Origin of the sequence: Pseudomonas sp. NPDC089392, assembly GCF_044749595.1 — a bacterium.
Lineage (GTDB): Bacteria > Pseudomonadota > Gammaproteobacteria > Pseudomonadales > Pseudomonadaceae > Aquipseudomonas.
This window is the reverse complement of sequence record NZ_JBIVIF010000018.1, coordinates 85,833-99,271: the sequence shown is the minus strand read 5'-3', so window position 1 is coordinate 99,271 and position 13,439 is coordinate 85,833. Positions and strand designations below refer to the sequence as shown.

11 protein-coding genes, 1 tRNA gene and 1 pseudogene are annotated in these 13,439 nt (G+C 62.5%); 5 read left to right on the top strand and 8 right to left on the bottom strand.

Features of this window, described 5'->3' with window-relative positions:
• Positions 1-10 precede the first annotated feature (10 nt).
• From ACIP1G_RS17025 to ACIP1G_RS17015, 3 genes and pseudogenes are all read left to right on the top strand, one after another.
• Positions 11-628, top strand: coding sequence for a TPM domain-containing protein (locus ACIP1G_RS17025; protein ID WP_400738983.1), 618 nt, complete (start codon positions 11-13; stop codon positions 626-628).
• 245 nt (positions 629-873) lie between these two features.
• Positions 874-2,088, top strand: a complete 1,215-nt coding sequence (locus ACIP1G_RS17020; RefSeq protein WP_400738980.1) for a class I SAM-dependent methyltransferase — start codon at positions 874-876, stop codon at positions 2,086-2,088.
• A 310-nt stretch (positions 2,089-2,398) separates the two neighbouring features.
• Positions 2,399-2,898, top strand: a pseudogene (locus tag ACIP1G_RS17015) (helix-turn-helix transcriptional regulator).
• Between the two features lie 20 nt (positions 2,899-2,918).
• Here the strand turns inward: ACIP1G_RS17015 and ACIP1G_RS17010 are convergent.
• The gene (locus ACIP1G_RS17010) at positions 2,919-3,929 is read right to left on the bottom strand and encodes a DUF4917 family protein (RefSeq protein ID WP_400738977.1); all 1,011 of its coding nucleotides are present in this window, start codon (positions 3,927-3,929) and stop codon (positions 2,919-2,921) included.
• Between the two features lie 252 nt (positions 3,930-4,181).
• Between ACIP1G_RS17010 and ACIP1G_RS17005 the strand changes: the two genes are divergently transcribed.
• Complete coding sequence (locus ACIP1G_RS17005) at positions 4,182-5,249, top strand: glycerophosphodiester phosphodiesterase family protein (RefSeq protein ID WP_400738974.1); 1,068 nt, start codon at positions 4,182-4,184, stop codon at positions 5,247-5,249.
• Between the two features lie 424 nt (positions 5,250-5,673).
• Here ACIP1G_RS17005 and ACIP1G_RS17000 read toward each other — a convergent pair whose 3' ends face one another.
• The 6 genes from ACIP1G_RS17000 to ACIP1G_RS16975 all read right to left on the bottom strand — a co-directional run bounded on the left by ACIP1G_RS17000 (position 5,674) and on the right by ACIP1G_RS16975 (position 11,534).
• Entirely contained in the window at positions 5,674-7,380 is a 1,707-nt protein-coding gene (locus ACIP1G_RS17000) for a SulP family inorganic anion transporter (RefSeq protein ID WP_400738971.1), read from the bottom strand.
• A 212-nt stretch (positions 7,381-7,592) separates the two neighbouring features.
• Positions 7,593-7,666 (bottom strand) — tRNA-Gly (locus tag ACIP1G_RS16995).
• 111 nt (positions 7,667-7,777) lie between these two features.
• A complete protein-coding gene (gene phaG, locus ACIP1G_RS16990) occupies positions 7,778-8,665 on the bottom strand; it encodes a (R)-3-hydroxydecanoyl-ACP:CoA transacylase (protein ID WP_400738968.1) in 888 nt (295 codons plus the stop codon).
• A 480-nt stretch (positions 8,666-9,145) separates the two neighbouring features.
• Positions 9,146-9,838, bottom strand: coding sequence for a pseudouridine synthase (locus tag ACIP1G_RS16985; protein ID WP_400738965.1), 693 nt, complete (start codon positions 9,836-9,838; stop codon positions 9,146-9,148).
• A 9-nt stretch (positions 9,839-9,847) separates the two neighbouring features.
• The gene (locus ACIP1G_RS16980; protein WP_400738962.1) at positions 9,848-10,060 is read right to left on the bottom strand and encodes a cysteine-rich CWC family protein; all 213 of its coding nucleotides are present in this window, start codon (positions 10,058-10,060) and stop codon (positions 9,848-9,850) included.
• A complete protein-coding gene (locus tag ACIP1G_RS16975) occupies positions 10,053-11,534 on the bottom strand; it encodes a diguanylate cyclase (protein ID WP_400738960.1) in 1,482 nt (493 codons plus the stop codon). Before ACIP1G_RS16975 ends, ACIP1G_RS16980 begins: the two co-directional genes overlap by 8 nt.
• 212 nt (positions 11,535-11,746) lie before the next feature.
• On the opposite strand from ACIP1G_RS16975, the gene ACIP1G_RS16970 reads away from it, so the two are divergent.
• Positions 11,747-12,196, top strand: coding sequence for a hypothetical protein (locus ACIP1G_RS16970; RefSeq protein WP_400738958.1), 450 nt, complete (start codon positions 11,747-11,749; stop codon positions 12,194-12,196).
• A 126-nt stretch (positions 12,197-12,322) separates the two neighbouring features.
• Here the strand turns inward: ACIP1G_RS16970 and ACIP1G_RS16965 are convergent, their stop codons facing one another.
• Positions 12,323-13,429: an enoyl-CoA hydratase/isomerase family protein gene (locus ACIP1G_RS16965; RefSeq protein ID WP_400738957.1), complete on the bottom strand. Its 1,107-nt coding sequence runs from the start codon at positions 13,427-13,429 to the stop codon at positions 12,323-12,325.
• Between the last annotated feature and the right edge of the window lie 10 nt (positions 13,430-13,439).

The following is a 13,439-nucleotide window of genomic DNA, read 5'->3' as shown; positions in this document are numbered from 1 at the left end:
GACCGACGGCATGACCCCCTTTGACGAATACCATCAGCGGCAGATTGCCGAAGCGATTGCCCGTGCCGAACGGCGCACCGATGCCGAACTGGTGACGGTGCTGGCCCGCCGTGCCGACGATTACGCCTATTGGCCGTTGTTCTGGGCCGCCGTGCTGGCGCTGGCCGTGCCGGGCCTGTTGCACTGGCTGCTGGGCTGGCCGGGCGTGCGCGGCTTGCTGGTAGCCAATGTGCTGCTGTTCATCGGCCTGTGCCTGCTGCTGCGCAATCCGCGCCTGGCCGGCTGGCTGATACCCCGGGCCCTGCGCCGCTGGCGCGCCTCGCGCCTGGCCCGGCAACAGTTTCGCGAGCAGAACTTGCAGCGCACGGCAGGCGCCACGGGCGTGCTGATTTTTGTCAGCGAGGCGGAGCGGCATGTGGAGATTCTGGTCGACCGCGGCATCGAGCACCATATGGATGCCACGGCCCGCGCGGCCATTGTCGCCCGCTTTGCCGAACAGGTGCGCCAGGGTAGGACCTTGCAGGGTTTTGTCGAATGCATCGAGGCCTGTGGTGAGCTGCTGAGTGAGCATGTGCCGCCTACCCACTCCCGTAATGAACTGCCCAACCGCCTGGTGACCCTCGACTGACTCGCAGTCCGATGGTTTGTGGGAGCGGGTTCACCCGCGAAGAATCCAACACGGTAAATGGCACCGGCTGTGCCGGTGTTCGCGGCGGTTCGACGCCTCGATGAACCCGCTCCCACAAGGGCCGTGTGGTGCTTGCGAAGTCAGATCCATGTGCGGGCGGAGCAATCTCCCACAGGATGTACCCCTCCCTGTAGAATGCATGCATTGCGCCAAGCGCTTCCCGCTATTCGAGGCACCGTTTCTCCATGTCCGCCAGTAATTCCGCTTCCGCCGCGCCGGATGCGCGCGCCCAGTTTCTCGACCTGCTGCACGCTGCCCTGCACGGCAACACCCTGGTCAAACTGGTGCTGGCGCGCCATGTCGGTGCCGACCAGACCCTGCAACGGATCATTGCCAAGCCGCTGCAGGTCAAGGGCCAACCGTGCCTGTCGCTGGTCTACCGCCACCAGACCCGCGACATCACCCGCAACCTGGCGCTGGACCAGGCCCAGGCGCTGGTCGCCGAGCTGCTGCCAGACAGCTTTCGCAACGCCCACCTGTTCGACGCTGACGGCGAAGTGCAGCTGACATTCAGCAAGAAAGGCAAGCCGATGCTCCAGCGCCACGGCGCACAGGCACCGCGCGAGGCAGCCACGACCAGCGGCCATGATCGCGAGAAAAAACGCTACCTGGAGCTGTCGCGGCCGTTCTTGCGCGACCTCGGCGTGACCGACGCACAAGGCGCGCTGATCCCGGCCATGTCGCGCAAGTGGAAGCAGATCAACAAATTCATCGAAGTCTTCGACCACGCCCTGGCCAGCGCCCCGGTGGCGGCGGAACAAGCGCTACGGGTGGCGGATTTCGGTTCGGGCAAGGGCTACCTGACCTTTGCCATGCACGACTACCTGCGCAACAGCCTTGGCCGCCAGGCCCAGGTGACCGGCGTGGAGTTGCGCCAGGACATGGTCGACCTGTGCAACGCAGCCGCCTCGCGCCTGGAGCACCCAGGCCTGGAGTTCCAGTGTGGTGACGTGCGCAGCGTGGTGCCTGCGGCCATCGAAGTGATGATTGCCCTGCATGCCTGCGACATCGCCACCGACTATGCCATCCATACCGGCATCCGTTGCGATGCCGCGATCATCATGTGCTCGCCATGCTGCCACAAGCAGATCCGCCCGCAACTGCACAGCCCAGGGTTGCTGCAACCTATGCTGCAGTACGGCCTGCACCTGGGCCAGCAGGCCGAAATGCTCACCGACAGCCTGCGCGCGCTGTACCTGGAAGCCTGCGGTTACGAGACCAAGGTGTTCGAGTTCATCTCGCTGGAGCACACCAACAAGAACAAGATGATTCTTGCGGTGAAACGGCGCCAGGCGGGGGACAACGGTGCGTTGCTGGAGAAGATTGCTCAGCTCAAGGCGTTCTATGGGGTGCAGGAGCATTGCCTGGAGACGTTGCTGCGGGCTGATGGGTTGCTTTGAGCGGCCCAACACCTGTCCTCCAGTCAACTCCGGCCATTCTTCAGATAGTGTTCCAGCATTCTTGTAGGGCGTTTCCTGATTGCGCGCTCCTGCGACTTCTCGCTTCAACCTTTCTGTAGTGTGACGTGCTTGCTTGTCGAAGATCAGGTTGTCATTTGACAACCTTTTGGTGGCAAGCCTGCATTACCAGCGTATGGAGCACTCCAAGGAGCGCCGACAATTTAGCGCGACAGCTAAGGCGTGTGGTCGATAACTGTGCGGCTGGCAGAATGGCAATGTGTGCACCCAATGCCGGGGAGGAGGAGTAACAATGGAGTATGAGTTCACCCTCAAGTATCAATTGGGCGAAAACGAAGATATCGATGCGCTGTTGGAACGCCTGTGTGAAAGCGGATGTGATGATGCGCTGGCCGGCGTCGGTCAGCCAGGGCGCCTGGCACTGGCATTCATTCGCGAATCCAGCTCTGCCAGGCAGGCTCTCGAAAGCGCGTTGAATGACGTTGGCAGAGAGGGGCTCGTCTCATCGAGGCGAGCCCTGACCTTGTAGGGCTAAGCGATGTGGCTGAAATCATCGGCGTGCCTCGACAGAACATGCGCAAATTGATGCTCGCGCATGCCAATAGCTTCCCTGTGCCTGTTCACGATGGCAGCACGTCTCTCTGGCACCTTGCCGATATTCTGGCCTGGTTGCAGGAACGAGGGAGCTATGCCATCGGCCAGAACACGTTGGAGCTTGCTCGCATAGCGATGGCTGTCAATGTGTCGAGGGCCTACGAGCGCGTTTTCGGCGACCCTGGTCTGGCACATTGAACATGTGCTTCAAGCTCACCTCATCGTCGGGTGGGCGGTGATTCAACAGCAAGCTCTGCGTGCCCCAATGGATGGGTACTGGCATCGAAGAAATGCAGAACCGTCCCCGGCATATCCCCGAACCGATCGACAAAATGCTGCTTCTGGTTGATCACCGACGCCTCACTCAGCGGCCGGACAGCAATTGACAGCTGCTTCGGCCGCGCCAGCCGAATAGCTTCAAGCAAGTGCTGGTCAGTGCTGTCCAGATGCTGCCCGAACAGGCATAGCCCCTGGCTTTCCTGCGCCAGTTGCGCCAGGCACCAGCTCAGGTAGTCCGAATGGCGGATGGCGCGCATTTTCTCGTCGCTGCGCTCTTCGTTGACGAACAGCGGCACTTCACCCGGGATGTTGACGGCAAACCCATCGAGCATTTCGGCACTGTCGGCGCTGCGTTGGCGGGTGGTACCGTCGGGCAGCTTGAGCAGGTGCAGGCCACCATGCAGGTGCAGCACACGAGTGCCTTTGCTGTTGGTGCGACGCACGTCGAAGAAACCTTGCTCATCGAACAGTTCGGCGAAGCCATGCGGGTTGTGTTGCACGGCCCATGGCAGCAGCAGGTCGTAGTTGCTGGTGTAGACGCTGCGGTAGCCGCGCAGGGCCTGGTTGAGAGTTGCCAGGCTGGCAGCCGGCATCAGCGGCCACGGCAGGTGCACCGTGCGCACGGCGTGGATCAGCGCTTCCTTGATCGAGTAGTAGCGGTTCAGTGGCGCGGTGGAGTTGATGGCCAGCGCAGCGTTGGTGCGCACGGTGGTGTTGAGGGCGCTGAGTACGGGCTCGAACAGTTCCGTGGTCAACGATTTGAACAGTGCCTGGTCGCTGACAGCCAGGCCTTTCTTGCGGCCGGCACGTTGTGCTTCCTCGAACAGCGAGAAGTAGCCGAACGGCTTCCACAATGCGCGGCTGGCGCCGTTGCCCAGCAGCAGAGCGTCGCAGGGGTGGCGGGCGGCAAGTTCTGGCCAAGGGGTGAGGGTGGCGTCAAGTGCGGGCATGCTGGGTCCGTTGGGTGGTGCGGGGAACGGGGCGACTTTAGCATGTCATGCAAGGTGTGCGAGGGTTGCTGTCCAGGCAGTAGTCTAGTGTTGCCCATGCTGGCCTCTTCGCGGGTAAACCCCCACAGGATCTGAAACCTGGCATCAGTCTTGAAACCTGTGCTGGACCTGGAGGAGCGGGTTTATCGAGGCGTCGAACCGCCGCGAAAGGGCCGGAGCAGGCAGAGCAAGGCTTACGATAAGGACTTTCTCATGCACAACCCCTGGTTCAGTTTTTTGGCTTTGACTGCTTTGTTCACTGCATCCGCAGTCTCCGCCAACAACAGCAAAGCCCTGGCCACCGCCCACGGCATCCCGCACCCGGCAGTGATCGCCCACCGTGGCGCCTCGTACGATGCCCCGGAATCCACGGCTCCAGCCTACCTGCTGGCCCGCGAGCAGGGCGCCGACTACCTGGAGCTGGACCTGCAACGCACCCGTGACGGCGTGCTGGTGGTGGTGCATGACGATGTGCTGTCACGCACCAGTGATGTCGCCGAGCGTTTCCCTGAGCGCAAAGCCAGCCCGGTCAGCGCCTTCACACTCGCCGAACTCAAGTCGCTGGACGCAGGCAGCTGGTTCAACCAGGCCTATCCGGAACGTGCCCGGCCCAGCTTCGGCAACCTGCCGATCCTTACCTTGGACGAGGTCATCGACATCGCCGAAGGCAACCCCAGGCGGCAACCCGGGTTGTATATCGAGACCAAGGTGCCCAATCAGTTTCCCGGTATCGAAAAGGACCTGAAGGCACGGCTGGAAGCCCGTGGCTGGCTCGACCGGCCGGGCCGTGTGGTGTTGCAGACCTTCGATCGCAACAGCCTGGCGCTGCTGCACCAGGCCATGCCGCAAGTACCGAAGATACTGTTGCTATGGGTCGGCACGAAAGCCATCAAGCCCGCCTCGGGGCAGGACTTCGCCGACTCGGGTGAAACCGACAAGGCTGCGTTCTACGCACGCCAGCAACCGCAAGACCGGGCAGAATTCCTGCGCTGGCTTGAGCATGCCAGGCAAGGCGGAGCGATTGGTACAGGGCCCTCTGCCAGGCGCACGAGCCTGGGTGAGCAGAGCTATGCCGACCTGATCCAGCCCTGGATGAACCAGGCCAGCCATGCACGCGATTTGCTGGTGCATGTGTATACACTCGACGAGCCGGTAGATTTCGACAAGGCCATGAAGGCGGGGGTAAACGGGATTTTCACCAACCGCACGGGGGCGTTGTTGCGGTTCTATCAGCGTGCTGCAGAACCTGAAGTGGCTACGCTGGAAAGGCTGGGCTACTGAGCGCTTACCGGCGTTTGTCAGAGGGCAAGGGCTAATGCCAGTCAGTCAAGCGGTAAGGGCTGACGGGTGCTTGCCTTGGGATTTTGGTTGCCTGTTAGATCGAGCGCCGCCCGCGCGGCGCTTCGCGGCACAAGGCCGCTCCCACATCTGTTTCGGGCCAATCACTCCTGTGAGATCACCTCTGGTCGCCCTGTTTGTTCCCTTCGACATCGGCATTGACGCTGCTCTTCATCAATCTCCAGCCATGCACCCAGGGAGCGAGTGCGCAGGTGGCAGGAGTAACTGGCCCGAAACAGATGTGGGAGCGGCCTTGTGCCGCGAAGCGCCGCGCGGGCGGCGCTCGATCGAATAGGCGATGCTAAAGGCATGGAGAACACCTTGCCTTTTCTTAACTGACCGGCATTAGGTAGCAACAGCGTTCCGGTCAGCTCTGCTCGGCCACCTGCACACTGCGGTTACGGTTACGCCACACCCGGTACGCACGAATCCCCGCCCGCACCGAGCCGAACAGCAGTTTGTCTTCCATCTCCCGCGCCATCCCCGAGCGCACCAGCATGCGCAAAAAGGTGCCGCGGGCGCGGGCGATGGCGAAGAAGATACCTTGGGCCGCAAGGGTGTCGCGCACTTCGCGCAGGGCAGCGATGCCGCTGACGTCGATGCTGGTGACCGCTTCGGCATCGAACAGCACGGCCTTGGGCTGGTCCTGGCTTTGTACTGCTTCAAGCAGGCGCATCTTGAAGTAGTCGGCGTTGAAGAACAGGATCGCGTCGTCGAAACGGTACACCACCAGGCCTGGCACGGTGCGCGCGTTCTTGAACTTGCGGATGTCGACCTGGCCCTCGGTGCCTGGCAGCCAACCCAGCACGGCGTCGGTGGGCTGGTAGATGCTGTAAAGCAGGCGCAGTATCGCCAGGGTCACGGCAAACACGATGCCGGGCAGCACGCCCAGGCCCAGCACGCCTACCGTGGTCAGCAGGCACAGCCAGAACTCGAAGCGGCTCAGGCGGCGGATGTGCCCCAGCGACTTGATGTCGATCAGCCCCCAGCCGGCCATCAGCAGCACGGCGCCCAGCGCAGCCTGCGGGATCCACGCCATTGGCGCGGTGAAGAACAGCAGGATCAGGGCGATTACCAGCGCGGCGATGATGCCTACCAGCTGGCTTTTGCCACCGACCATGTCGTTGACGGCCGTACGCGAGTCGGCGCCGCTGATGGCAAAGCCCTGGGAGGCCCCGGCCGCCAGGTTGCTTACGCCCAGGGCGACGAACTCGTGGTTGGCGTTGATCGCGTAGCCATGCCGGGCGGCAAAGCTGCGCGCAGTGAGCATGGCGCTGCAGAAGCTGACGGTGGCGATACCCAGCGCGTCGCGCAACAGGCTCTTCATTTCCGCCAGGTTGCTGTGTGGCCAGGCCAGCTGCGGGATGCCGGCAGGCACCGGGCCGAGGATGGCGACGCCAAAGCGGTCGAGGCCGAACAGGCCGACCAGCAGCATGAACAGTGCCACCACCATCAACGCTGCAGGTAGGCGCGGGTAGCGCCGTGGCAGCCAGATCAGCAGGCCCAGGGCGGCCAGGCCGATGAGCAGGGTCACCCAGTGGATTTCGCCCAGGCGCTGGAGGAAGTTGACCAGGCTGAGGATGAAACCATCGCCCTCGATCTTGAACCCCACTACTTTGGAAAGCTGCCCGGCGATCAGGCTCAGGCCGATGCCGTTGAGGTAGCCGATCAGGATCGGCCGCGAGAAGAAGCTGGCGATGAACCCGGCCCTGGCCAGGCCTGCGGCGATCAGCATCACCCCGACCAGCACGGTGACGATCACCGACAACTCGGCAATCCGGTGCGGGTCGCCCATGGCCAAGGGGGCCACGGCGCCAGCGATCATCGCGCAGGTGGCGGCGTCGGGGCCGACCATCAACTGGCGCGAGCTGCCGATCAGGGCGTAGACCATCATCGGCAGCACGCAGGCGTACAGGCCATATTGCGGCGGCAGGCCGACGATCTGCGCGTAGGCGATGGCAATGGGGATCTGGATCGCCGCCACCGAGAGGCCTGCTTGCAGGTCGGCGTGGAACCACTCGCGGCGGTAGTGCAGCAGGTTGGCAAGGCCCGGTAGCCAGCGGGAGAGAAACATGCGTCGTCCTTTCGAAATGTTTCACGGATCCATTGAGCATATCCGCCTCAAGCCGTTTCGCTTGCACGCGCGTACGCCCGCTGCGCATTGAAGCGGATCGGCAGGCAAATGGCCATGGGGTAGATCAAAGGGAAAGGACAGAAACGAAAAAAGGAGCCAAGGCTCCTTTTGACTGCGATGACGTCACTGGAACGCCATGCGGTAACGCGATTTGGAGCGGGTAGAGGGAATCGAACCCTCAACTAAAGCTTGGGAAGCTTTCGTTTTGCCACTAAACTATACCCGCGTCTGCGATGCACTTTTTACCAGAACCCTCCACGAATTAGAAGCCCAAGTTATAAATAAGCTTGTCGGCACCCCATAGCCTGCGGGTAACGGCTACAGGGCGCCGAGCTGCTCAGATGGCCAATGCATGCTGCCCCTGTTGTACCGGGTGGTAACGTTGACGGGCTTCACGCACGGTTGGTTTCAGGAAGCCCAGCATGACGCTACGGGTATCCTCGCAGGCGGCCTTGTTTTCCATATCCAGGAAGTGGCCCGCATCGCGGATCACGCTGAACTGGCTTCGGCCCACATGCTTGCCGAACTGCCGCGCATCTTCAACCGTGGTGTACTCATCGCGGTCGCCGTTGATGAACAGCACCGGGATGTCGATGTTACGCGCACCGTTCAGCGCCCGTTCCAGGTCGTGTTGCAACACTTCGTTGATGTGGAAGTGCATCTGCGCGTACTCGTGGCTGTCCAGGCTGCTGACATGCCGGTAGTTGAAGCGCTTGAACAGCGATGGCAGGTGCTTGCCGATGGTGTCGTTGACCAGGTTGCCGACCTGATAGCGATCGCAGGCGGCCAGGTACTGGCAGCCACGGTCCAGGTAGTCGCGCATGGGTTCGTTGATCACCGGCGAGAACGAACTCACCACTGCCTTCTTCACGCACCGCGGCTGGTGCGCCAGCGCCAGCAGCGTACTTGCACCACCCCACGAGAAAGACATCACGTGGTCTGCCTGGAAGTGCTCGATCAGCTCAAGGAGGATATGCGCCTCGGTCTCCTTGCTGATGAAGCGTTCGTGGCGGTTGTGTGGCTTGGATTTCCCAGCATAGGGCTGGTCGAACAGTACTACGTTGAACTGCGGGTGCAGGTTACGTACCGTTTGGGCAAACGAGGCGGTGGTGGCCAACGAGCCATTGATCAAAATGATCGTGTTCTCGGCCGCATCCGCGCGATAGAACTCCGTGTAAACCCGATACTGACCTTGGACATCAAGTACAGCGATTTCTGGCCTCATGTCATCGACTCCTGGCGCAAAAAGGGTATTCGCGTCACCTAGGGTGCACGTTCTTTATGACAGGTAGGCATTCGCCTGAAGAGTAACCGGGGGGCCCTGTGTCGATCCTTGGCACTTGCGTCGACGATATTGTTTTTGGCGGGCAATTTGCCGTGCCCCAAGGCATCAAGGCCCTAGGTAGCCGGCAAAAAGGTGTCTTCGACTGCGGGCGTGACTTGATAGTCACATGCAGACTGACGAGTTGGATTCAAGCAGTGAGTCCGGGATCCCGCAAGTGCGGTCAGGGAAAATTTGTGACTTTTGTCGCTGAGCGGTCGTATGACGACCCTGTGCGGTCTGTTCCGGCCTCTTCGCGGCGGTTCGGCGCCCCGATGAACCCGCTCCTACAAGGTTCGACGCAGCCTTCAAGTGCGGCAAGGCCCCTGTAGGAGCGGGTTCATCGGGGCGCCGAACCGCCGCGAAGAGGCCGGCACTGGCAACCTAGACAGTGGCTATTTCTTCAGCTGTAAGCTCACGAAACGCCCCGGGCGCCAACCCCGGGTCCAGCCGGATCGCCCCCATGCTCTCCCGATGCAGCCCCACCACCTTGTTGTCGAAATGCCCGAACATCCGCTTGACCTGGTGATAACGCCCTTCGACGATCACCAGACGCGCCTGGCGCGGGCCAAGGATATCCAGCTGTGCAGGCTGTGTGGTGAGGTTTTCGAAGGCGAAGTAGAAGCCCTCACGGAACTTGGCCACATAGTGCTCGCCAATCTCGTCCTCGGTATCTACCAGGTAATGCTTGGGCAGCTTGGTGGCCGGCTGAGTCAGGCGCCGCGACCACTGGCCATCGTTGGTCAGGATCATCAGGCCGGTGGTGTTGAAGTCCAGGCGCCCGGCAATGTGCAGGTCATCACGCAACGCAGTGGGCAGCAGGTCGAGCACGGTGCGGTGTTGCGGATCCTGGGTGGCGCTGACGCAGCCAGTTGGCTTGTGCAGCATCAGGTAGCGGGCCGGGCGGCCGGCTTGCAGCAGTTGCTCGTCCAGCTCTACGCGGCTGAATTCGCGCACCTCGGCCAGCGGGTCGCTGACCAGCTGGCCGTCCACCCGCACGCGGCGTTGCGCCAGCATCAGGCGGGCTTGTTGGCGGTTGTGGCTGGGCAGGTTGGCGAGGAAACGGTCGAGGCGCATGGAAAACAGTCAGTGGGAAGCGGGGGATTGGCGTTGTTGGTCCACGGCGGCGCAGCGCGGGCACAGGCAGGCTTTGTCGCGCAGCTCGGCAGGCAGCGCCTGGAGCACGGCCGGGTCGATGGTCACGCTGTAGCACCAGCAGGCCTGGGTGGCGCGGCGCGGGTCGGCCAGGCTGCATTGGTTCAGGGCACCGCAAGCGGGGCAGTGTTGGCTGTCATTCATGGTGGGTTTCACTGCAGACGCGGTTACGGCCGGCCTGCTTGGCACAATAAAGCGCACGGTCGGCGCGGGTCAGCAGGGCGTGCAAGGTGTCCCCCGATTGCAGGCTGCTCAGGCCAATGCTGGTGGTCAGGCGCAATGGCTGGTCGTCATAGTTGAAGGTCAGCTGTTCAGTACGCCGGCGGATCTTCTCCGCCACCTCGATGGCCTGCCGGCCTTCGGCTTCACGTAGCAGCACGATGAATTCTTCACCGCCCCAGCGGCACAGTATATCTGACTGGCGCAGGCTGCCCTGCAGCACATTGGCGAATTGGCGCAGCACTTCGTCGCCTGCCAGGTGGCCGTGGGTGTCATTCAGCGCCTTGAAGTGGTCCAGGTCGATCAGCAATGCCACCAGCGGGCCGCTGTCGCGCTGGGCTTCGTGCAGGGCCTGGGCGGCCAGCAAGTCGAAGCTGCGCCGGTTGGGCAGGCCGGTGAGGCTGTCGAGGGTGGCCAGGGCTTCGGTGCTGGCCTGGTGGCGGCGGACCATGGCATGCACCAGCCTCAGCACCACCAGGGTGATCATCGCGCAGATCGCCAGGTTCAGGTACAGGGAGTGGCGGATGCGGTCGAGGGCGCCCGTTTCGCGCTTGTCCACCAGCAGGTACCAGTCCAGCTCGGGCAGGTGGCGCACGTTAAGGAAGTGGCTGTGGTTATCACTGTCGCGGTACTCGTGGCTGCCTGCTCCGGGCACCAGTTGCTGGGCCAGCACGTCGCTCAGCTCAGGGGTGCCATTGAGCGGCTGACCGACCCGCAAGCCATGTGGGCCGCCTTCGGACCCGGTCAACAGCACCTTGCCCTTGGCATCGGTGAACAGTACCGAGCGCTGGTAGCGGCGCTGATACTGGTCGATCAGCTTGACCACCGACGACACGCTCAACCCAACCCCCGCTGCACCGATGAAGCGGTGCTGGAAATCATGCACCTGGTAATTGATGAATACGGTCAGGCTGTCCTGGTTGGCCATGTCCAGGTCGACGTTGATCTCGTAGGGCGCCTTGAGGTCGCGCAGGCGGAAGTACCAGGCGTCACGCCAGGTGCCTGGTTCGACATGCTTGAGCACGCCCTTGGCCTGGTAATAGGTGAGGGTGCGGTCGGACACGAAGAATGAGGTGAAGGTGTCCTGCTTGCCCATGATTTCGCCAAGGTAGCGGGTCATGCGCGCGGTATCCTGCTCACCGGACAACACCCAGTCGCGCAGGAAGGTGTCCTGGGCCATCATCGAGGCGATCAGTACGGGGCGGATCAGGTCTTTCTGGATTTCCGAGTAGACCGTGTCGGAGGTCAACGGCAGTTCGGTATTGATGATGCCGTCGCGGATGGCGCTGCGCGAGGCGAAGTAGCTGAGCAGTGAAGTGGCGAGGAAGCCGCAGGCCAGCAGCAACAACAGGGTAAAGATCAGCAAGCGCTGCGAGAACAGAGCGGAACGTAAGGGCATGATCTTCCCGTGATGTGTGCCGAGCCGCCCATTCTAGTGAGATGACCGGAAAATGACTGCAAGTTTTTCAGGGTTATCTTACCTGTATCAATTTGTTGCAGAAATGGCACTGCACCACGGCGCAGCGGTCTTATTCAGTGTCGATGAACGCATTACGCATCGACGCTCGCCAGCGCCGCTGCTCGGGCACTCCAGCGGTCCAGGAGGCCGCCATGTCCTATCGAATCCTGTTGATCGCCCTGCTAGGGCTGATGACGTCCGCCTGCGCTCCATACTACGGAAGCGGGGGCTATTACCGTTCGGATTACTACTCCACCGACCGCTATGTAGCGCCGGGCTATTACCGCTATGACCGTTACTACGTGACGCCGCAACCGCGCTATTACTATCAGCCGGCGCCGCGCTACTACCGTTCGGCTCCAGCGCCTTATTACCGCTCGCACCCGCAGCCGGGGATGAACCAGTGGCACGGTAACCCCCGCAATGACTACGGTAATCGCCAGCGCAATGACTATCGGGGTAACCGGGACCGGCATGACTATCGTGATGGCAGCCAGCGGTACCAGCACGGTGACTGGCATTCCAACGGGCAGCGCAATGGCGGCGGGCGCTGGGATGGCCGGCGTGGGCAGGGGCAAGGGGGGAACTGGCAGCGTAGGTGATTTGAAGCGGGTGGCGCTTTGCGCCCCGATCGCGACACAAGGCCGCTCCTACAGGGGAACGCGATCCCTTTGTAGGAGCGGCCTTGTGTCGCGATCGGGCTGCAAAGCAGCCCCAAATTCTCGAAGCTAACCCAGATCTGCCAGCGGATGCCGCCCCTCCCAAACCTTTGCAAAATGCGCCTCCACCACCGCCGCTGGCACCTGCGCCACATCTGGCCAGTGCCAGCGCGGCTGGTTGTCCTTGTCCAGCAAGCGGGCGCGTACACCTTCGCTGAACTCAGGATGACGGCAACAGTTCAGGCTCATGCTGTATTCCATCTGGAACACCTGCGCCAACGACAGGTGCCGCGCCCGGCGGATCTGCTCCCAAACCAGGTGCGCCGTCAGCGGGCAACCCTCATGCAACCGCTGGCCTGCTGCTGCCAGCAGCGGGTCGTCATGGTGCTTGAGCCCTTCCAGTGCACGCCACGCAGCCGCCGCATCGGCCACATCGAGCAACGGGTCGATTACCTGCCGGCGCGGCAACCACTGGGCCTCGGGCAGTTCGGCACAGGCACGATGCTGCTCGGCCTTTAGCAGGCTGTTCAGCTGCAGGGCGGTCTGTTCCTGCCAGTTCAGTTGCAGCAACTCTTCAATCAAGCCCTCTTGCTGGTGCTCGCCCAGGAAGCGGTCGGCCAGGCCCAGGTCGAGCGCGTCGCGGGCGTTGATCGGCGCGCCGGTCAGGCCGAGGAACAACCCCAGCTTGCCAGGCAGCCGAGCCAGGAACCAACTGGCGCCTACGTCCGGGTACAGGCCAATGCTGATTTCCGGCATGGCCAGCCGGCTGCTGGGTGTGACGATGCGTACATTGGCGCCCTGCAGCAGCCCCATGCCACCACCCAGTACATGGCCGTGGCCCCAGCACAGCAGCGGCTTGGGGTAGGTGTGCAGGGCAAAGTCCAGGCGGTACTCGGCGGCAAAGAAGGTGGCCGCCAGAGGTGGCACGCTGCCGGGGTGGTCGCGGCAGGCTTGCACCAGTGCACTCACATCACCCCCTGCGCAAAAGGCCTTGGCACCGTTGCCGCGCAGCATCACGCAGACAATCCCTGGGTCGCGGGCCCAGGTGTGCAGTTGTTCACCCAGCACTTCGATCATCGGCAGGTTGAGGGCATTGAGCGCCTTGGGTGCATCCAGGGTGGCGATGCCGATGCGGGCGCCATCGGCGCCGGTGAGTACCTCGCAATGAATGGCCATGGACTACCTC

Bases quoted from the DNA above. Each gene is read 5' to 3' on its own strand.
- ACIP1G_RS16965 (WP_400738957.1), bottom strand. From the start codon at position 13,429: ATGGCCATTCATTGCGAGGTACTCACCGGCGCCGATGGCGCCCGCATC.
- ACIP1G_RS17020 (WP_400738980.1), top strand. From the start codon at position 874: ATGTCCGCCAGTAATTCCGCTTCCGCCGCGCCGGATGCGCGCGCCCAG.
- ACIP1G_RS16970 (WP_400738958.1), top strand. From the start codon at position 11,747: ATGTCCTATCGAATCCTGTTGATCGCCCTGCTAGGGCTGATGACGTCC.
- ACIP1G_RS17000 (WP_400738971.1), bottom strand. From the start codon at position 7,380: ATGTTTCTCTCCCGCTGGCTACCGGGCCTTGCCAACCTGCTGCACTAC.
- ACIP1G_RS16985 (WP_400738965.1), bottom strand. From the start codon at position 9,838: ATGCGCCTCGACCGTTTCCTCGCCAACCTGCCCAGCCACAACCGCCAA.
- phaG (WP_400738968.1), bottom strand. From the start codon at position 8,665: ATGAGGCCAGAAATCGCTGTACTTGATGTCCAAGGTCAGTATCGGGTT.
- ACIP1G_RS16980 (WP_400738962.1), bottom strand. From the start codon at position 10,060: ATGAATGACAGCCAACACTGCCCCGCTTGCGGTGCCCTGAACCAATGC.
- ACIP1G_RS17010 (WP_400738977.1), bottom strand. From the start codon at position 3,929: ATGCCCGCACTTGACGCCACCCTCACCCCTTGGCCAGAACTTGCCGCC.
- ACIP1G_RS17005 (WP_400738974.1), top strand. From the start codon at position 4,182: ATGCACAACCCCTGGTTCAGTTTTTTGGCTTTGACTGCTTTGTTCACT.
- ACIP1G_RS17025 (WP_400738983.1), top strand. From the start codon at position 11: ATGACCCCCTTTGACGAATACCATCAGCGGCAGATTGCCGAAGCGATT.
- ACIP1G_RS16975 (WP_400738960.1), bottom strand. From the start codon at position 11,534: ATGCCCTTACGTTCCGCTCTGTTCTCGCAGCGCTTGCTGATCTTTACC.